Source organism: Acidovorax sp. FW305-C-20-28, assembly GCF_058783375.1.
Map to the genome: position 1 here is coordinate 180,370 of NZ_JBYSYM010000006.1, position 13,565 is coordinate 193,934.

A 13,565-nucleotide genomic window follows, 5' to 3' on the forward strand; every position below is an offset into this window, starting at 1 on the left:
AGGCGCTGCGTCGCAGGCAGTACGAGTAGTACGACAAGACGCGGCAACGACGCCAGAAGAGATTTGTTGGCCGCTCTTACTGCAGCTTGGGCAGGTCGGTTTCGAGCCACTTGCGGTACAGCTTGTTCAGCTCGCCATTGGCCGTGTTGCGCGCCACGAACTCGTCCATGGACTTGTGCAGCTCTTCCTGGCCGGGGCGCATGGCGATGCCCATGGCCTGCTGCAACAGGTTGAACTTGTTCTCGAAGGTGTTGGCGGGCACGCGCTTGGCGATCTGGGCCGCCACGGTGACCGAGCAGCCGATGGCATCGACCTGGCCCGAGATCAGCGCCTGCATGGCCGATGCGTCGTCGTCGAAGCGGCGGATCTCCGTGCCCTCGGGCGCGGCCTTGGTCACGGCCACGTCCTGGGTGCTGGCGCGGGCCACGCCCACGCGCACGCCCTTGAGGTCGGCCGCGCTCTTGATGTTGGTGCCGGTCTTGCCGTACAGCACGATGGTGGCGGCCGCATAGGGCTGCGAGAACTGCACCTGCTTGGCGCGCTCGGGCGTGATGGCCAGCGAAGCCACCAGCACATCCACCTTGTTGGTCAGCAGAAAGGGAATGCGGTTGGGGCCGGTGACGGGCACGAGGTTGACCTTGACGCCCAGGTCCTTGGCCAGCAGCTTGGCCACGTCGGCGTCGTAACCATCAGGCTGGTTCTGCGCGTTGGTCGTGCCGTAGGGCGGAAAGTCCACCAGCATGCCGATGGTGATCTCGCCCTTCTTCTTGAGGTCGGCCACGCTCTGCGCGGACGCCAGCGGCGCGAAGGCGGTGAGCAGGGCGCCGAGGCCCAGGGCCGCGAGGGCGGCGGTGGTGGTGCGGCGGTAGAGCGAGAAAGTCATGGCATGTCTCCTGTAGGTTGGTGTGGGATGCGCGCTCGACGAAGAAATGGGGGCCATCACCGCGCCAGCGCCCGGGCGCGCTTGCGCTCCATGCGCGCGGCCAGCAGCGACAGCGGCCAGCAGATGATGAAATACAGCGCCGCCACGGTGGTGAACACCTGCAGGGGCTGGAAGGTGGCGTTGTTGATGATCTGGCCGGCGCGCGTGATCTCGGTGAAGCCGATGATGGCGGCCAGCGAGGTGCCCTTGATGATCTGCACCACATAGCCCACGGTGGGGGGCAGCGCGATCTTGAAGGCCTGGGGCAGCACCACGAAACGCATGCGCGATACGTAGTTGAGGTTCAGCGCCTGCGCCGCCTCCCACTGCCCGCGCGGAATGGCCTCGATGCAGCCACGCCAGATCTCGCCCAGAAAAGCCGCACTGTTGAGCACCAGCGCAATGCCTGCGGCCAGCCAGGGGTTGATGTCCAGGCCCAGCACCGGCGCGCCGAAGAAGATCAAGAAGAGTTGCAGCAGCAGCGGCGTGCCCTGGAACACCTGGATGAACAGGCTGGCACACCAGCGCGCGGCGGCGTTCTCCGACGTGCGTGCCAGCGCCACCAGCAGGCCCAGCAGCGAGCCGCCCACGAAGGCCATGGCCGACAGCGCCAGCGTCCACTGCGCGGCCTGCACGATGAACCAGAACTCGGAAACTCCAAAGGTGCGCATGGTGGCCTGTCCTCAGCGGCGGTCGGGGTAGTGCAGCGTGCGCCGGTAGATCAGCTTGAACAGCGCAGAGAAGGACACGGCCAGCGCCAGGTAGATGGCCGCCACGACGATGTAGATCTCGAAGCTGCGGAAGGTCTGCGACTGCAGGTTAGCCGCCACCGAGGTCAGGTCATCGGCAGAGATCACCGACACCACAGCGGAGCTGAGCATCAGCAAAATGAACTGGCTGGTGAGCGCCGGGTAGATGGCCTTGAGCGCGGGCTTGAGCACGATGAAGCGAAAGATGTCCCAGGGCTTGAGGTTGAGCGCCCGGCCCGCCTCGATCTGCCCCTTGGGAATCGACTCGATGCCCGCGCGCACGATCTCGGCCGCATACGCACCCAGGTTCACCACCATCGCCGTCAGCGCCGCCGTGTAGGGCGACCAGCGCAGGCCCACCGCCGGCAGCGCGAAGAAAAAGAAGAACAGCTGGACGATGAACGGCGTGTTGCGGATCAGCTCGATGTAGGCATTGATCAGAAAGCGCAGCCAGGCCGGCCCCGAGGTCTTGCCCCAGGCGCAGGCAATGGCCACCACCAGCCCCAGCACCGTGGCCGTGAGCGAGAGCTGCACGGTGATCCAGGTGCCCTTGAGCAGCAGGGGCCAGGCGGCAAAAACGGATTCGAACTGGAATTGGTAGTTCACGGCGCCAGTCTATGAAACCGGTTTCAGGCGCGCACGAGGGGTTTCCCGGAGAACAGCCAGCGGCTTTCGGAGATAGGCCGGGGTGCCTGGGCCACAATGCCGCATGCGTTTCCAAACCGAACCCCCTTTCACCCACGGCCAGCCCGAACGCACCGCCATCCTGCTGTGCAACCTGGGCACGCCCGACGAGGCCACGGCCCCGGCCGTTCGCCGTTACCTGGGGCAGTTCCTGTCGGACCACCGCGTGGTGGAGATCCCCAAGCCCGTGTGGCTGCCCATCCTGCACGGCATCATCCTGCGCACGCGCCCCAAGCAATCTGCCGCCAAGTACGCCAGCATCTGGACCAAAGACGGCTCGCCCCTGGCGCTGTGGACGGCCAAGCAGGCCACGCTCTTGCGCGGCTGGCTCGGCGAAGCCGGCCACCAGGTGGCGGTGCGCCATGCCATGCGCTACGGCAACCCGTCCATCGCCAGCCAGCTCGACGCCCTCAAGGCCGAAGGCGTCACGCGCATCCTCATCCTGCCGCTGTACCCGCAGTACTCGGGCACCACCACGGCCAGCGTGTTCGACGCGGTCTACGACTGGGCCGCACGCACACGCCACGTGCCCGAGCTGCGCTTCGTGAACCGCTACCACGACCACCCGGGTTACATCGATGCGCTGGCGCGCAGCATCGAGGCCTACTGGAAGGCCAACGGCCAGCCCGAGAAGCTGGTGATGAGCTTCCACGGCGTACCCGAACGCACGCGCACGCTGGGCGACCCGTATTTCTGCGAAAGCATGAAAACCGGCCGCCTGCTGGCCGAGCGCCTGGGCCTGCGCGACGAGCGCTATGTGCTCACCTTCCAGTCGCGCTTTGGCAAGGCCAAGTGGCTCGAGCCCTACACCCAGCCCACGGTCGAAGCCCTGGGCAAGGCCGGCACGCGCCGGGTGGATGTGGTCTGCCCCGGCTTCACCAGCGATTGCCTGGAGACGCTCGAAGAGATCAACATGGAAGTGCGCGAGGCCTTCCTGCATGCGGGCGGCCAGGAGTTCCACTACATCCCCTGCCTGAACGACAGCAGCCACTGGATCACCGCGCTGAGCCGCATCGCGCAGCAGCACCTGGCAGGCTGGCCCACCGAGCTGGACGACACGGCTGCCCAGGCTGATGCGCGCGAGCGCGCACTGGCCGGCGGTGCGCCCAAGGGCCCTGTGCCGCCAGGCCGCTGACGCGCGCCCACACCACCTTACGTCCCTAACAACTCCCCTGCCCCGTTTGTCCGAATTGCCGTCCCCCATGTCCGCATCCGCCCGCGCCCTGCCTGCCCACCAACTGCGGCTCACCGTCGACCCCGCCACGCTGGGTTTTGCCAGCACGGCCGAACTCGCGGGCCAGCCCTTGCCCTGGATCGGCCAGGAACGCGCCGAGGCCGCTGCACGCTTCGGTCTGGCCATGCAGCAGCCCGACTACCACCTCTTTGTGCTGGGCGACGTGGGCAGCGGCCGCGCCTCGCTGCTGCACCAGGCCATGCTGGCCGAGGCCGCCCGCCGCCCCGTGCCGCCCGACCTGTGCTACCTGCACGACTTCGACGCCCCCGAGCGCCCGCGCGCCCTGCGCCTGCCCGCCGGCCAGGGCCGGCTGCTGCGCCAGGCCCTGCTGGACATGGGCACGCGGCTCGAGGCCGAAGTGCCCCAGCACCTGGCCAACCCCGCCTTCCTGGCCGATGCGGCGCGCGTGGAGCAGCGCTGGCAGGCGCAGGAGAACGACGCCCTGGCCGCGCTCGACGCGTTTGCGCTGGCGCGCCAGCTGCGCCTGGTGCGCACCAACGGGCAGATGACCATCACCCCGCTGGGCCCGCGCGGCCAACCGCTCAATGAGGCCGAAGCGCGCGTGCTGCCCCCCGAGCGCCGCGCCGCCATCGCGCGCGACGAGGACGCCCTGCGCGCCGAGATCGACCGTTTTGCCCAGGCCATGCGCCCGCTGGAGCGCGAGCGCGACGCCGCCCTGGCCGCGCTGCGCCGTGCCGTCGTGCAGCCGCTGGTGCAGCAGGCATTGCATGGCGCGCGCCAGCTCGCTCCGCAGGCCGCGCGCCTGGCCCAGTGGCTGGACCAGGTGGAGCGCGCGATGCTGGACAGCATCGACCTGCTGGAGCCCTACTACGGCGAGAACGAGGCCGATGCCGAAGCCGACCGCAAGGACGACCTCGATGACCTGCTCGCGCGCTGCCGCGTGAACCTGGCGGTGGACAACGGCGGGCGCAGCGGCGCCCCGGTGATCGTGGAGGACAACCCGCAGCAGCGCACGCTGATGGGCAGCATTGACCACGGCGCCAATGCCGACGATGCCGACCCGGGGCAGGCCGACGTGTCGGCCATCCACGCGGGCAGCCTGCTGCGTGCGCATGGCGGTTTCATCCTGCTGCACCTGCAGGACCTGGCCGCCGAAGAGGGCCTGTGGCCGCGCGTGCGCCGCTTCCTGCGCAGCCGCCGGCTGCAGATCAGCGACGATGCCGGCAACGGCGGCCCTGGCGGTGGCGGCGGTGCCCCGGCTGGCCTGCAGCCCGAGCCGGTGGAGGTGGATGTGAAGATCGTGCTCGTCGGCTCGGTGGAGGAGTACTACGCCCTGCAGGACAACGACCCCGAGGCCGCGCGGCGCTTTCGCGTGAAGGTGGACTTTGCCGACCGCTTCATCGCCACACCAGCCACGCACCGCGCCACCGCGCTCTTCGTGGCGCAGTGCTGCACGCAGCGCGGCCTGCCGCACTTCGGCCCCGAGGCCGTGGCCCTGCTGATCGAGCAGAGCCACCGCGAGGCCGACGACCAGGGCCGCCAGAGTGCCCGCTTCGCGCAGGCCGAGGCCCTGGTGATCGAAGCTGCAGCCCAGTGCAGCATGCGCAGCCCTGCCGGCGCCTTGGTGCAGGCCTGCGACGTGCAGGCCGCCCTGGCCGCGCAGCGCCTGCGCCACAACCAGACCGAAGAAGAGCTGCACCAGACCCTGGCCGAGGGTGAATGCCTCATCACCCTGCAGGGCGAGGCCGTGGGCCAGGTCAACGCGCTGTCGCAGATCGACCTCACGGACTACCGCTTCGGCTTTCCGGTGCGCATCACGGCGCGCAGCTTCGCCGGGCAGGAAGGGCTGCTCAACATCGACCGCGAGGTCCGCCTGTCCGGCCCCATCCACGACAAGGGCGTGCTCATCCTGCACGCCTACCTCACGGCCCTGTTCAGCCACGTGGCCCCGCTGGCGCTGAATGCCTCCATCGTGTTCGAGCAAGAGTACAGCGGCGTGGAGGGCGACTCGGCCTCGTGCGCCGAGCTGTATGCGCTGCTGTCCAGCCTGTCGGGCCTGCCGCTGCGCCAGGGCATCGCCGTGACCGGTGCGCTCAACCAGCATGGCGAAGTGCTGCCCGTGGGCGGCATCAACGAGAAGATCGAAGGCTGGTTCCAGGCCTGCGCCGCCGCCGGGCTCGACGGCACGCAGGGCGTGCTGATCCCCGCGCGCAACAAGCGCCACCTGATGCTGGCACGCCCCATCCTCGATGCGGTGGAGCGCGGCCTGTTCCATGTCTACACGGCAGAGCATGTGGCCGAGGGCATCGCCCTGCTCACGGGGCAGGCGTCGGGCATGGCCGGTGACGCTGACGACGTGGCCGACACGGTGCTTGGCCGCGCGGAGCAGACCCTGCGCGCCTACCGCCGCGCCTGCCAGAGCGCGGGGCATACGCGCGCGGGGCGCTCGGGCAGAGGCCGTAGGCGCGGCTGAAGCGCCAGGCTAGGCGGTGGCCTATCCCGGCAGGCGGCCCAGCGCCTGCCAGCGCCCCACCACATACTTCTCATAGATGCCTTGCAGCAGCGCGCGGTAGCGCGCCATGTCCAGGTGCGCGATGCCCCGCTCCACCTGCGCGATCACCAGCGCCGCCTCGGGCACGGCCACCAGCCGGCCCAGGGCATTCGCCCGCAGAATGGCCTGGGTCAGGGGCCACTGCAGGTAGTCGTTCTCATGCTCGGCCACCATGTCGTCCAGATCGCAGAGCAGACAGACCACGGAGCCCTCGCGCAGCAGCAGCGCGTCAATCTCACCAGCCCCGGACTCGTCCACCGTCACGTCCACATGGTCCAGCGCGTTGAAGTGCGCCGGGTCCAGGTACACCGTCTGGTCGTGCGTGAAGCCTCCCTCGCGCAGCAGGTGGTAGTAGAGCAGCAGCACCGAAGCCATGGCGCGGTTGGCGGCGGGAAACAGGTTGGGGGTGATGTGCATGCTGGCGCACTTTAGAAGGTCGAAGGCCGTCTTATAGCTTGCCACGCTGCTGCATATCGAGCACCGGTGCGGTAGATTCAGGCCATCATCAAGCCACGCAGACCTTCAAGAGAGTCTGGCAAGACCATCGCATATGTCCATCCCAGAGCCGGCAATCGAACGCATGTGGTACGCCGTCGCACCCGATGGTGCTGGCGAAGGCCTGGTGATCCTTCGTGTGGGCATGCCCCGCCAGGAGCCAGGTGGCGAGTGGGGCGTCTTCGTGGAACTGAGCCCTGTGGATGGACCGCCGCACAAGATTTTCGGAGAGGATGGATGGCAGGCAGTGGCTCTGGGCATGCGCTTCATGGCCTCCCGCGCAGCGGACCTGGAAAGCCGGGGGTGGCGGTTCTACTGGACCCAGGGCGGGGATCCAACAGGCGCCAAGGATCTCGGCGGCGATTGAAAGAAAGTTAGAGAACCGCATCCCGCGCTGGAATGCCCAGACCGGCGGCCAGCCCCCTCCGGCGCGTCGTTCGTTCGCCGCCACCCATAGGTATGGCCGCCCACCGGTTCCGTCTGCAGATGCACGGTGGCGGTCATGCCGTCGAGCCCCGACAGCAGCTGCTCGAACTTGGCGAACCATTCGGCCCATTCCCGCTCAACGGCCTTGAGAGATGCGCCAAAGTGGATGACGCGGCAGCGGTAGGCCGCAGTGCCCTGCTCGCTCGCGGTCAGGCTGAACATGGAGCGCACCAGAAACGGCCATTCATCCATTTTGGGCAACGCATCCAGGGCACGGGCGGTGCGCGCATCGGCTTCGAGACGCAGAGAGGTGGACTTCGATGGCGCCGTAAATCAGTGTCTGGTGGCCCCTGGGATGTCTGTTTGCTTGAACGGAGCAGCGCTCGGGCGCCCGCATACGCCAGTGGCCCATACGCCGTGGCAGGTCAGCGAACAGTCTCCAATGTGACGATTTGTGACCGCCTGCCCGTGTTTTCCCGCAAACCCCAGGCCGGCCTGCGCTGGATACTGGCCCTGCCGTTGATGGAGCCGTGCGCGCGCATGCATGCTGTCTGGTTGGTTGCTTGCCTGCTTGTTCGTTGGCTGGTCGTTTGCTGCACAGCAGGCCCGTCGAGGCACATACCGACAAGACCGACAGGAGACAACGCCGCATGCCCATCCACCACAGCGCGCCGCTGGCGCGACCACCGTCCCTTGCACCCACACGCCGCCGCGTGCTGTCCTGCGCCGCCGCGGCCACCACTGTGGCGCTGCCCGGCTGGGCGCTGGCCCAGCAGGCCGAGCCCTGGCGCATCGGCCAGACGGCCGCGCTCACGGGGCCGCTGGCCTTCCCCTTCGTGGAGATGAACAAGGGCATTGCCGCGGCCTTCCAGGAGGTGAACGAGCGCGGCGGCATCGATGGGCGGCGGCTGCAGTTCGCCAGTGCCGACGATGGTGGCGACCCGGCCAAGGCCGGTGCCAACGCGAAGAAGCTGGTGGAGGAGGACAAGGTCTTCGCCCTGCTGTCCTGCGGTGGCACCACCAGCGTGATGGGCGCCCTGCCCGTGGCCATGGCGGCGAAGGTGCCGGTGATCGCGCCGGGCACGGGCTCGGACGCGCTGCGCCCCTTCAACCCGCTCGTGTTCCATGCGCGCGCGAGCTATGCGCAGGAACTGAACAAGATCGTGCAGCAGCTCGGCTCCACCGGCTTCACCAAATGCGCGGTGGCCTACATCGACAACCCCTTCGGCAAGGCCACCCTGGCGGCCTTTGACGCGGCGGCCAAGGTGCACAACAACAAGGACTGGAAGGCCTTCCTGCTGCCCGAGACCGAGGAGGGCGTGGCACGCACGGTGGACGAGATCACGGCCTGGCAGCCCACGGCGCTGATCTCGCTGGCCGTGGGTGCGGTCGGCATCCCCTTCTACAAGGCGCTGCGCCAGCGCGTGAAGGCGCCCGCGTTCTCGATCTCCTTCCTGGGTTCACGGCCGCTGCTGGCGGCGCTCGGCGAGTCGGCGCGCGGCATCACCGTGGCGCAGGTGGCGCCAAACCCCGACAACATCGCCAAGCCCATCGTCAAGGCCTACCGCGATGCGCTCAAGGCCCACGCGGCCGGCGCCGAGCCGGGCTATTCTTCGCTGGAGGGCTACCTGAGCGCACGTCTGATGATCGAGGCCCTGCGCCGCGCCGGCCGCACCGCATCGCGCGAGAAGCTCGTCGAGGCCCTGCACAGCATGCGCCCCTACGACATGGGCGGCTTCGAGCTGCGCTATGGCCCGCAGGACCACAACGGCACGGACTTCGTCGAGCTGTCGTACTTCAACGGCGAGCGGTTCCGGCGCTGAAGTGAAGCACCCCCTGAGTCGCTTCGCGCCTTCACCCCTCTCCCGACTCGCTGCGCGAGTCGGGAGGGGGACGCCCCCGGTGCACACAAGAGAAGCGCCGCCTATGCGGCTTGGCGGCCCTTGCACGGGGGCACTGGCCTTGGCCGTGCCAGTTTCATACGCCGTGGGCGCCACGAACGCGGAGTGAAAAGCCGATACGGATCAGCCGGCCGACTGGCTGGCCGCGAACACGGCCAGCTGGTCCGCAAACGCGCGTTGGTAGGCCGGGCGGGCCTCGCCGCGCGCGATGTAGGCGAGCAGGCTGGGCTGCTCCTGCAGCAGGGGCGACGGGTCGCCCAGGCGGCGCAGCACCGTCACCATCAGCAGGTCGCCCGCGCCGAAGGCATCGCCATCGAGCCAGTCGGCGTCGCCCAGGCGCTGCGCCAGATCGGCCAGCCGGGTGCGCACCCGGTCGTCCAGCATGGGCTGGCGCTGGGCGTACCAGGGCTTGTCCTGCTCCAGGATCCTCGCCGCGCCCCACTCGACGATGGGTGGCTCCACCGTGTTGAGCGCCGCGAACATCCACATGATGGCGCGTGAGCGCGCGTGCGCATCGGCAGGCAGCAGGCCGGCGTGCGTCTCGGCGATGTGCAGCACGATGGCCCCGGTCTCGAACAGCGCCAGGCCGTCTTCCTCGTAGGTGGGGATCTGCCCGAAGGGGTGCAGTGCACGGTGCGCGGGCGCCTTCATCGCGGCGAAGGAGACCAGGCGCACGCCGTAGGGCTGCCCCACCTCCTCCAGTGCCCAGCGCACGCGCATGTCGCGCGCCAGGCCCCGGCCCCGGTCGGGCGACTTTTCGAAGGCGGTGATGGTGGTTTGTGGCATCCGGGCACTCCTGCAAAGGGCGTGGGCGCAAGGTGCGGGCGGCCCGCCCGCTGTACCCCCGTCAGAAATCGTAGGTGATGCGCGCGGTGAACATGTTGCCACGCGCCCCATAGGTCTGGCCCCAGAGGTATGCGGCCTGCCAGCCGATCTGGCCCGATGCCAGCGCCATGCTGCCGAACAGCGCCGGTCCCGCACGGTGCGACTGCCGCTCGCTCGGTGCCCAGCGGTCCCACCGGCCGAGCTCGCCAAAGCCCTGTGCGCCGAAGTGCAGCGCTGGCTTCCAGCGGTGGCGCACCTGCCACTGGTACTTGAGCTGGGTACCCTGGGCCTTGAAGCCGCCGTAGCCCTTCTCGAAGAAGACGTTGAAGTTGAGCTGCGTGCGGTCGATGTCGGTCTGCAGCGCCGGGCCGAACTCCACCGTGTGGCCCTCCCCCAGGTGCCGGGGTGCCGACACCATGGTGTGCAGCGCCAGGTCGAACGGCAGTTGGCCCTGGGTCAGCAACAGGTCGTTCTGCCAGTTCCAGCTCGACAGGGTGGTGGGCATGTCCGACGCGGTGATCCAGCTGGCGAACACCGCGGTGTACCAGCGGCTGTTGACGTTCCAGCCCAGGCCGACCTCGGGCCACTTGGCCAGCGCCGAGCCGCGCGAGGACACGGTCCAGTAGCGGAAATCCACGGTCCTCGTGCCAGGGTTGCTGTAGGTGGTGACCACGTAGTAGCCCGGGTCCGCACAGGCGGCCCCGCTGGCCAGGGCCGCGGCCGCCAGCCACCACGCGCGGGAACCGGACCACGGCCACTGAGGAAGAAGCGCACGGACTGCCGGGTCCCTGGCGTTCATACAGAGGGGATGTCCCGGGTTGGAAAGCCTCCAATGGGCTTTCGACCCGGTGCACGGTGTGTATCGGTGGCGATGGTCATCACCCCCAAGGGTGCCCCGGCCAAACATGTCCATTTGTAGGAAGTTTGCTCAAAGTGCAACAACCCTGGCGATGCGCCGCCTCTCGCCCCCAAGGTCACTGGCCCTGGCCCTGCACCAGCTCCAGCACCGCCTGGGCGAATTCCCCGGGCGCCTCCTGCGGCAGGTTGTGGCACACCCCGGCGATGGCGCGGTGCGCACGCAGCTGTGCAAAGCGCGCGGCATGGGCGCTGGCGTCGGCGGGTGGGCGCACGCCATCGTCCATGCCATCCAGGGTGATGCTGGGCACCGTGATCACCGGCTGGGCAGCCAGGCGCGCCTCGATGCCGGCATAGGCCGGGTCGCCTGGCACCAGCCCATAGCGGTGCCGGTACGAATGGACCACCACGTCCACGAAGTCCGGGTTGTCGAAGGCCGCAGCACTGCGGTCGAAGGTCGCGTCCTCGAAGCGCCAGGTCGGCGACCACAGCTGCCACAGCAGCTTTGAAAACGCCGCGCGGTTCTGCTCCAGCCCGGCGCGGCCGCGCTCGCCGTGCAGGTAGTACTGGTACCACAGGCGCAGTTCCTTCTCGGGTGCCTCGGGCTGCATCGCCTTGGCGATATCCTGGATGTTGTAGCTGTTCACCGAGACCAGTCCCGCACAGCGCTCGGGCCACAGCGCCGCCACCACGCAGGCGGCCCGGCCGCCCCAGTCGTACCCAGCGAGCACCGCCCGCCCGACGCGCAGCGCGTCGAGAAAGGCCAGCAGGTCCGCACCAAGGGCGGCCTGCTCTCCCGAGCGCAGCGTGGCCGCATCCACAAACCGGGTGGCGCCATAGCCGCGCAGGTAAGGCACCAGCACCCGGCAGCCCGCGGCGGCCAGCAGAGGAGCCACCTCCTGGTAGCTGTGGATGTCGTAGGGAAAGCCATGCATCAGCACCACCGGGGGTCCTTCGGCAGGCCCCTGTTCGGCGTAGGCGATATCCAGCACACCGGCCTGCACCGTGCGCAAGGGTTCCATGCGGTTCATAGCACTCTCCTTGCGTCCATTCTACGGAATGGGTACCCCGGGCAGGCGGCGCCGGCAGCACAAGGCCACCGCCAATCCCTCATCCACACCTCGGCGCAACCACCTGCGTAGGACATTGCCGCGTGTTGGCCCTGGCCCTGCGGTATTGGGCGCAGGCGTCATTAGGATGGAACCTATTGTTTCAACTCTCCTGAATTGACCTATGCGCGCGACCGGTCTGCCCTGGCCACCCAACCTTCAAATCGCCGGATCGACTTACCTGGTCAGGCCGCTAACGCTGGCGGCACCGGCCAATGTGCCGGACCGGGTCTTCATCTTCGAAGAAGACGGATCGCCCGTGCTGACCGTGCGGCGCGAGTGGGCCAGCTACCCCGAAGCGCTCTACACCGCAGAGCAAAAACTCAGGGAGCACCTGGCACCCTCGCCGGTGGATATCTTCGCCGCGCAATGAGCGGCGCTAGCGTGGCGCTGCCACACCGCATCCCACTTTCGTATCAGCGCCCGGCCCAGTCGTCCACCGCTTCACGCTCGATCCCGCGCGACATGCAGCACTGCTGCAACTCACTGGTGGCCAGCATGCCCTGCTGCAGGGGGTAGGTGACGCGGACCACCAGGCACTCGCTTTCCTGCTCCGACAGGATTTCGCCCGACCGACCCACACCGAGCGCCGTCCACAACTGGAGGGCGCCGATGGCATCGGTATGCGGGTGGGCAAAGCGGCCGTGGGAAACCTTGCGAGCGCGGGTGAACTTGAGGGTTTCGGATCGGGTACGCATCGGCAGTGGGAGCTGGTCGGTGGGATGGCGATAGGTGCAAGCCTTCGCATCATGTCCAGCTTGGGCCCGGCGCCGTGTAGGCCAACACCGCAAGCTGTGCGGATCGGCCGCTGCCCCCTGGTGGAGCGTTCCGGAGCTGCCCGTTCAGCGTGTCAGGGCCACTGCAAGCGGGTGGGGGCGCGATACTGCGAGCGGGGCAGCGCATTCGCAGCCGGCCCGCCCGCGGTGCGCACCAGCGCCGGCTGTTCCTCCTGCCCGGGATCCTGCACGCCGTGCACGAAAAAGCGGTCCACCAGCGCATAGTGCTCGGGCACGTTGAGCGCGGGCGCATGACCACAGCCGGGCACCTCGACCACGCGGGCCTGGCCGCGCGCGCCGGGGCCGCGGGTCAGCATCTCGATGGTGGTCTCGCGCAGCACCAGGTCGGAGTCCTCGCCGCGCAGGCACAGCACGGGGATGTCGAGCGCATCGTAGTGGTCCCAGATCAGGTAGTCGTTGGCATGGTGGGTGAACTGCTGCACCATGGCCGGGTCGTAATGCGGCGTCACGCGGCCATCGGGCAGGCGGCGCGTGCTGGTCTCGGTCAGGCGCCGCCATTGCGCGTCGCTGAGCCAGCCATAGGGCTGGTAGACCTGTCGGAAGAAGGCCTCGAGTTCGGCCACGGTGTCGAACGCCGGGGGGCTGCCCGCGTAGGCCTTGATGCGCCCCAGGGCCTCGTCGGCCAGGCGCGGCGCGTTGTCGTTGAGCAGCAGGCTGCGGATGCGGCCCTTGAGCCCGGGCTCGAACAGGCCCGACGCGCACACCGTGCCGATGGCCCCGCCCATGGAGGTGCCCACCCAGTGCGCCTGCGCGATGCCCAAGGCATCGAACAGGTCGGCCACGATGCGCGCGTAAAAGCGCAGCTGGTACTCCTCGGCCGGCTGGCGCGCCCACTGGCTCAGGCCCCGGCCGATGGTGTCGGGGCAGATCACGCGGTAGCGTGGCGCCAGGTGGGCGGCCAGCTCGTCCATGTCGCGCCCGGTGCGGGCCAGGCCATGCCAGGCCACCACCACGGGGGCGTCGGGCGCGCCCCATTCGGTGTAGTGGATTTCATAGCCGGCGCAGGTGGCATAGCGCGATAACGGGGTCATGGTGGACAACCTTGTGAGTCAGGTG

The 13,565-nt window shown here is 68.6% G+C and carries 14 protein-coding genes; 4 read left to right on the forward strand and 10 right to left on the reverse strand.

Features of this window, described 5'->3' with window-relative positions; translation table 11 throughout:
- Positions 1–76: 76 nt before the first annotated feature.
- Genes AC3WOH_RS09830 through AC3WOH_RS09840 form a run of 3 tightly spaced genes read right to left on the reverse strand, consistent with a single transcriptional unit; the run spans position 77 to position 2,277 of the window.
- Positions 77–883 (reverse strand): transporter substrate-binding domain-containing protein, encoded by an 807-nt coding sequence (locus AC3WOH_RS09830; protein WP_492229171.1) that lies wholly within the window; start codon positions 881–883, stop codon positions 77–79.
- A 56-nt stretch (positions 884–939) separates the two neighbouring features.
- Positions 940–1,593 carry an amino acid ABC transporter permease gene (locus AC3WOH_RS09835; protein WP_492229172.1) on the reverse strand — a complete coding sequence of 218 codons (654 nt, stop codon included), beginning with the start codon at positions 1,591–1,593 and terminating at the stop codon, positions 940–942.
- Between the two features lie 12 nt (positions 1,594–1,605).
- Positions 1,606–2,277 (reverse strand): amino acid ABC transporter permease, encoded by a 672-nt coding sequence (locus tag AC3WOH_RS09840; protein ID WP_492229173.1) that lies wholly within the window; start codon positions 2,275–2,277, stop codon positions 1,606–1,608.
- A gap of 103 nt (positions 2,278–2,380) precedes the next feature.
- Here AC3WOH_RS09840 and hemH point away from each other — a divergent pair, with 103 nt between their 5' ends.
- Entirely contained in the window at positions 2,381–3,490 is a 1,110-nt protein-coding gene (gene hemH, locus AC3WOH_RS09845; protein ID WP_492229174.1) for a ferrochelatase, read from the forward strand.
- A gap of 67 nt (positions 3,491–3,557) precedes the next feature.
- Entirely contained in the window at positions 3,558–6,023 is a 2,466-nt protein-coding gene (locus AC3WOH_RS09850) for a Lon protease family protein (RefSeq protein WP_492229175.1), read from the forward strand.
- 21 nt (positions 6,024–6,044) lie between these two features.
- Here AC3WOH_RS09850 and AC3WOH_RS09855 read toward each other — a convergent pair whose 3' ends face one another.
- Positions 6,045–6,518, reverse strand: a complete 474-nt coding sequence (locus tag AC3WOH_RS09855; protein ID WP_492229176.1) for a hypothetical protein — start codon at positions 6,516–6,518, stop codon at positions 6,045–6,047.
- 390 nt (positions 6,519–6,908) lie between these two features.
- On the reverse strand, positions 6,909–7,244 hold the full coding sequence (locus AC3WOH_RS09860; protein ID WP_492229177.1) for a hypothetical protein: 336 nt from the start codon (positions 7,242–7,244) through the stop codon (positions 6,909–6,911).
- A 428-nt stretch (positions 7,245–7,672) separates the two neighbouring features.
- On the opposite strand from AC3WOH_RS09860, the gene AC3WOH_RS09865 reads away from it, so the two are divergent.
- Positions 7,673–8,845: an ABC transporter substrate-binding protein gene (locus AC3WOH_RS09865; protein WP_492229178.1), complete on the forward strand. Its 1,173-nt coding sequence runs from the start codon at positions 7,673–7,675 to the stop codon at positions 8,843–8,845.
- 201 nt (positions 8,846–9,046) lie between these two features.
- On the opposite strand, the gene AC3WOH_RS09870 is transcribed toward AC3WOH_RS09865, so the two are convergent.
- From AC3WOH_RS09870 to AC3WOH_RS09880, 3 genes are all read right to left on the reverse strand, one after another.
- Positions 9,047–9,709 (reverse strand): glutathione S-transferase family protein, encoded by a 663-nt coding sequence (locus tag AC3WOH_RS09870; RefSeq protein ID WP_492229179.1) that lies wholly within the window; start codon positions 9,707–9,709, stop codon positions 9,047–9,049.
- Positions 9,710–9,770: 61 nt separating this feature from the next.
- Complete coding sequence (locus tag AC3WOH_RS09875; RefSeq protein ID WP_492229180.1) at positions 9,771–10,547, reverse strand: hypothetical protein; 777 nt, start codon at positions 10,545–10,547, stop codon at positions 9,771–9,773.
- 175 nt (positions 10,548–10,722) lie between these two features.
- A complete protein-coding gene (locus tag AC3WOH_RS09880) occupies positions 10,723–11,634 on the reverse strand; it encodes an alpha/beta fold hydrolase (protein ID WP_492229181.1) in 912 nt (303 codons plus the stop codon).
- Positions 11,635–11,836: 202 nt separating this feature from the next.
- On the opposite strand from AC3WOH_RS09880, the gene AC3WOH_RS09885 reads away from it, so the two are divergent.
- Positions 11,837–12,085: a hypothetical protein gene (locus AC3WOH_RS09885; RefSeq protein WP_492229182.1), complete on the forward strand. Its 249-nt coding sequence runs from the start codon at positions 11,837–11,839 to the stop codon at positions 12,083–12,085.
- A gap of 43 nt (positions 12,086–12,128) precedes the next feature.
- Here the strand turns inward: AC3WOH_RS09885 and AC3WOH_RS09890 are convergent, their stop codons facing one another.
- Entirely contained in the window at positions 12,129–12,410 is a 282-nt protein-coding gene (locus AC3WOH_RS09890; RefSeq protein WP_492229183.1) for a hypothetical protein, read from the reverse strand.
- A gap of 152 nt (positions 12,411–12,562) precedes the next feature.
- Entirely contained in the window at positions 12,563–13,540 is a 978-nt protein-coding gene (locus tag AC3WOH_RS09895) for an alpha/beta fold hydrolase (protein WP_492229184.1), read from the reverse strand.
- Between the last annotated feature and the right edge of the window lie 25 nt (positions 13,541–13,565).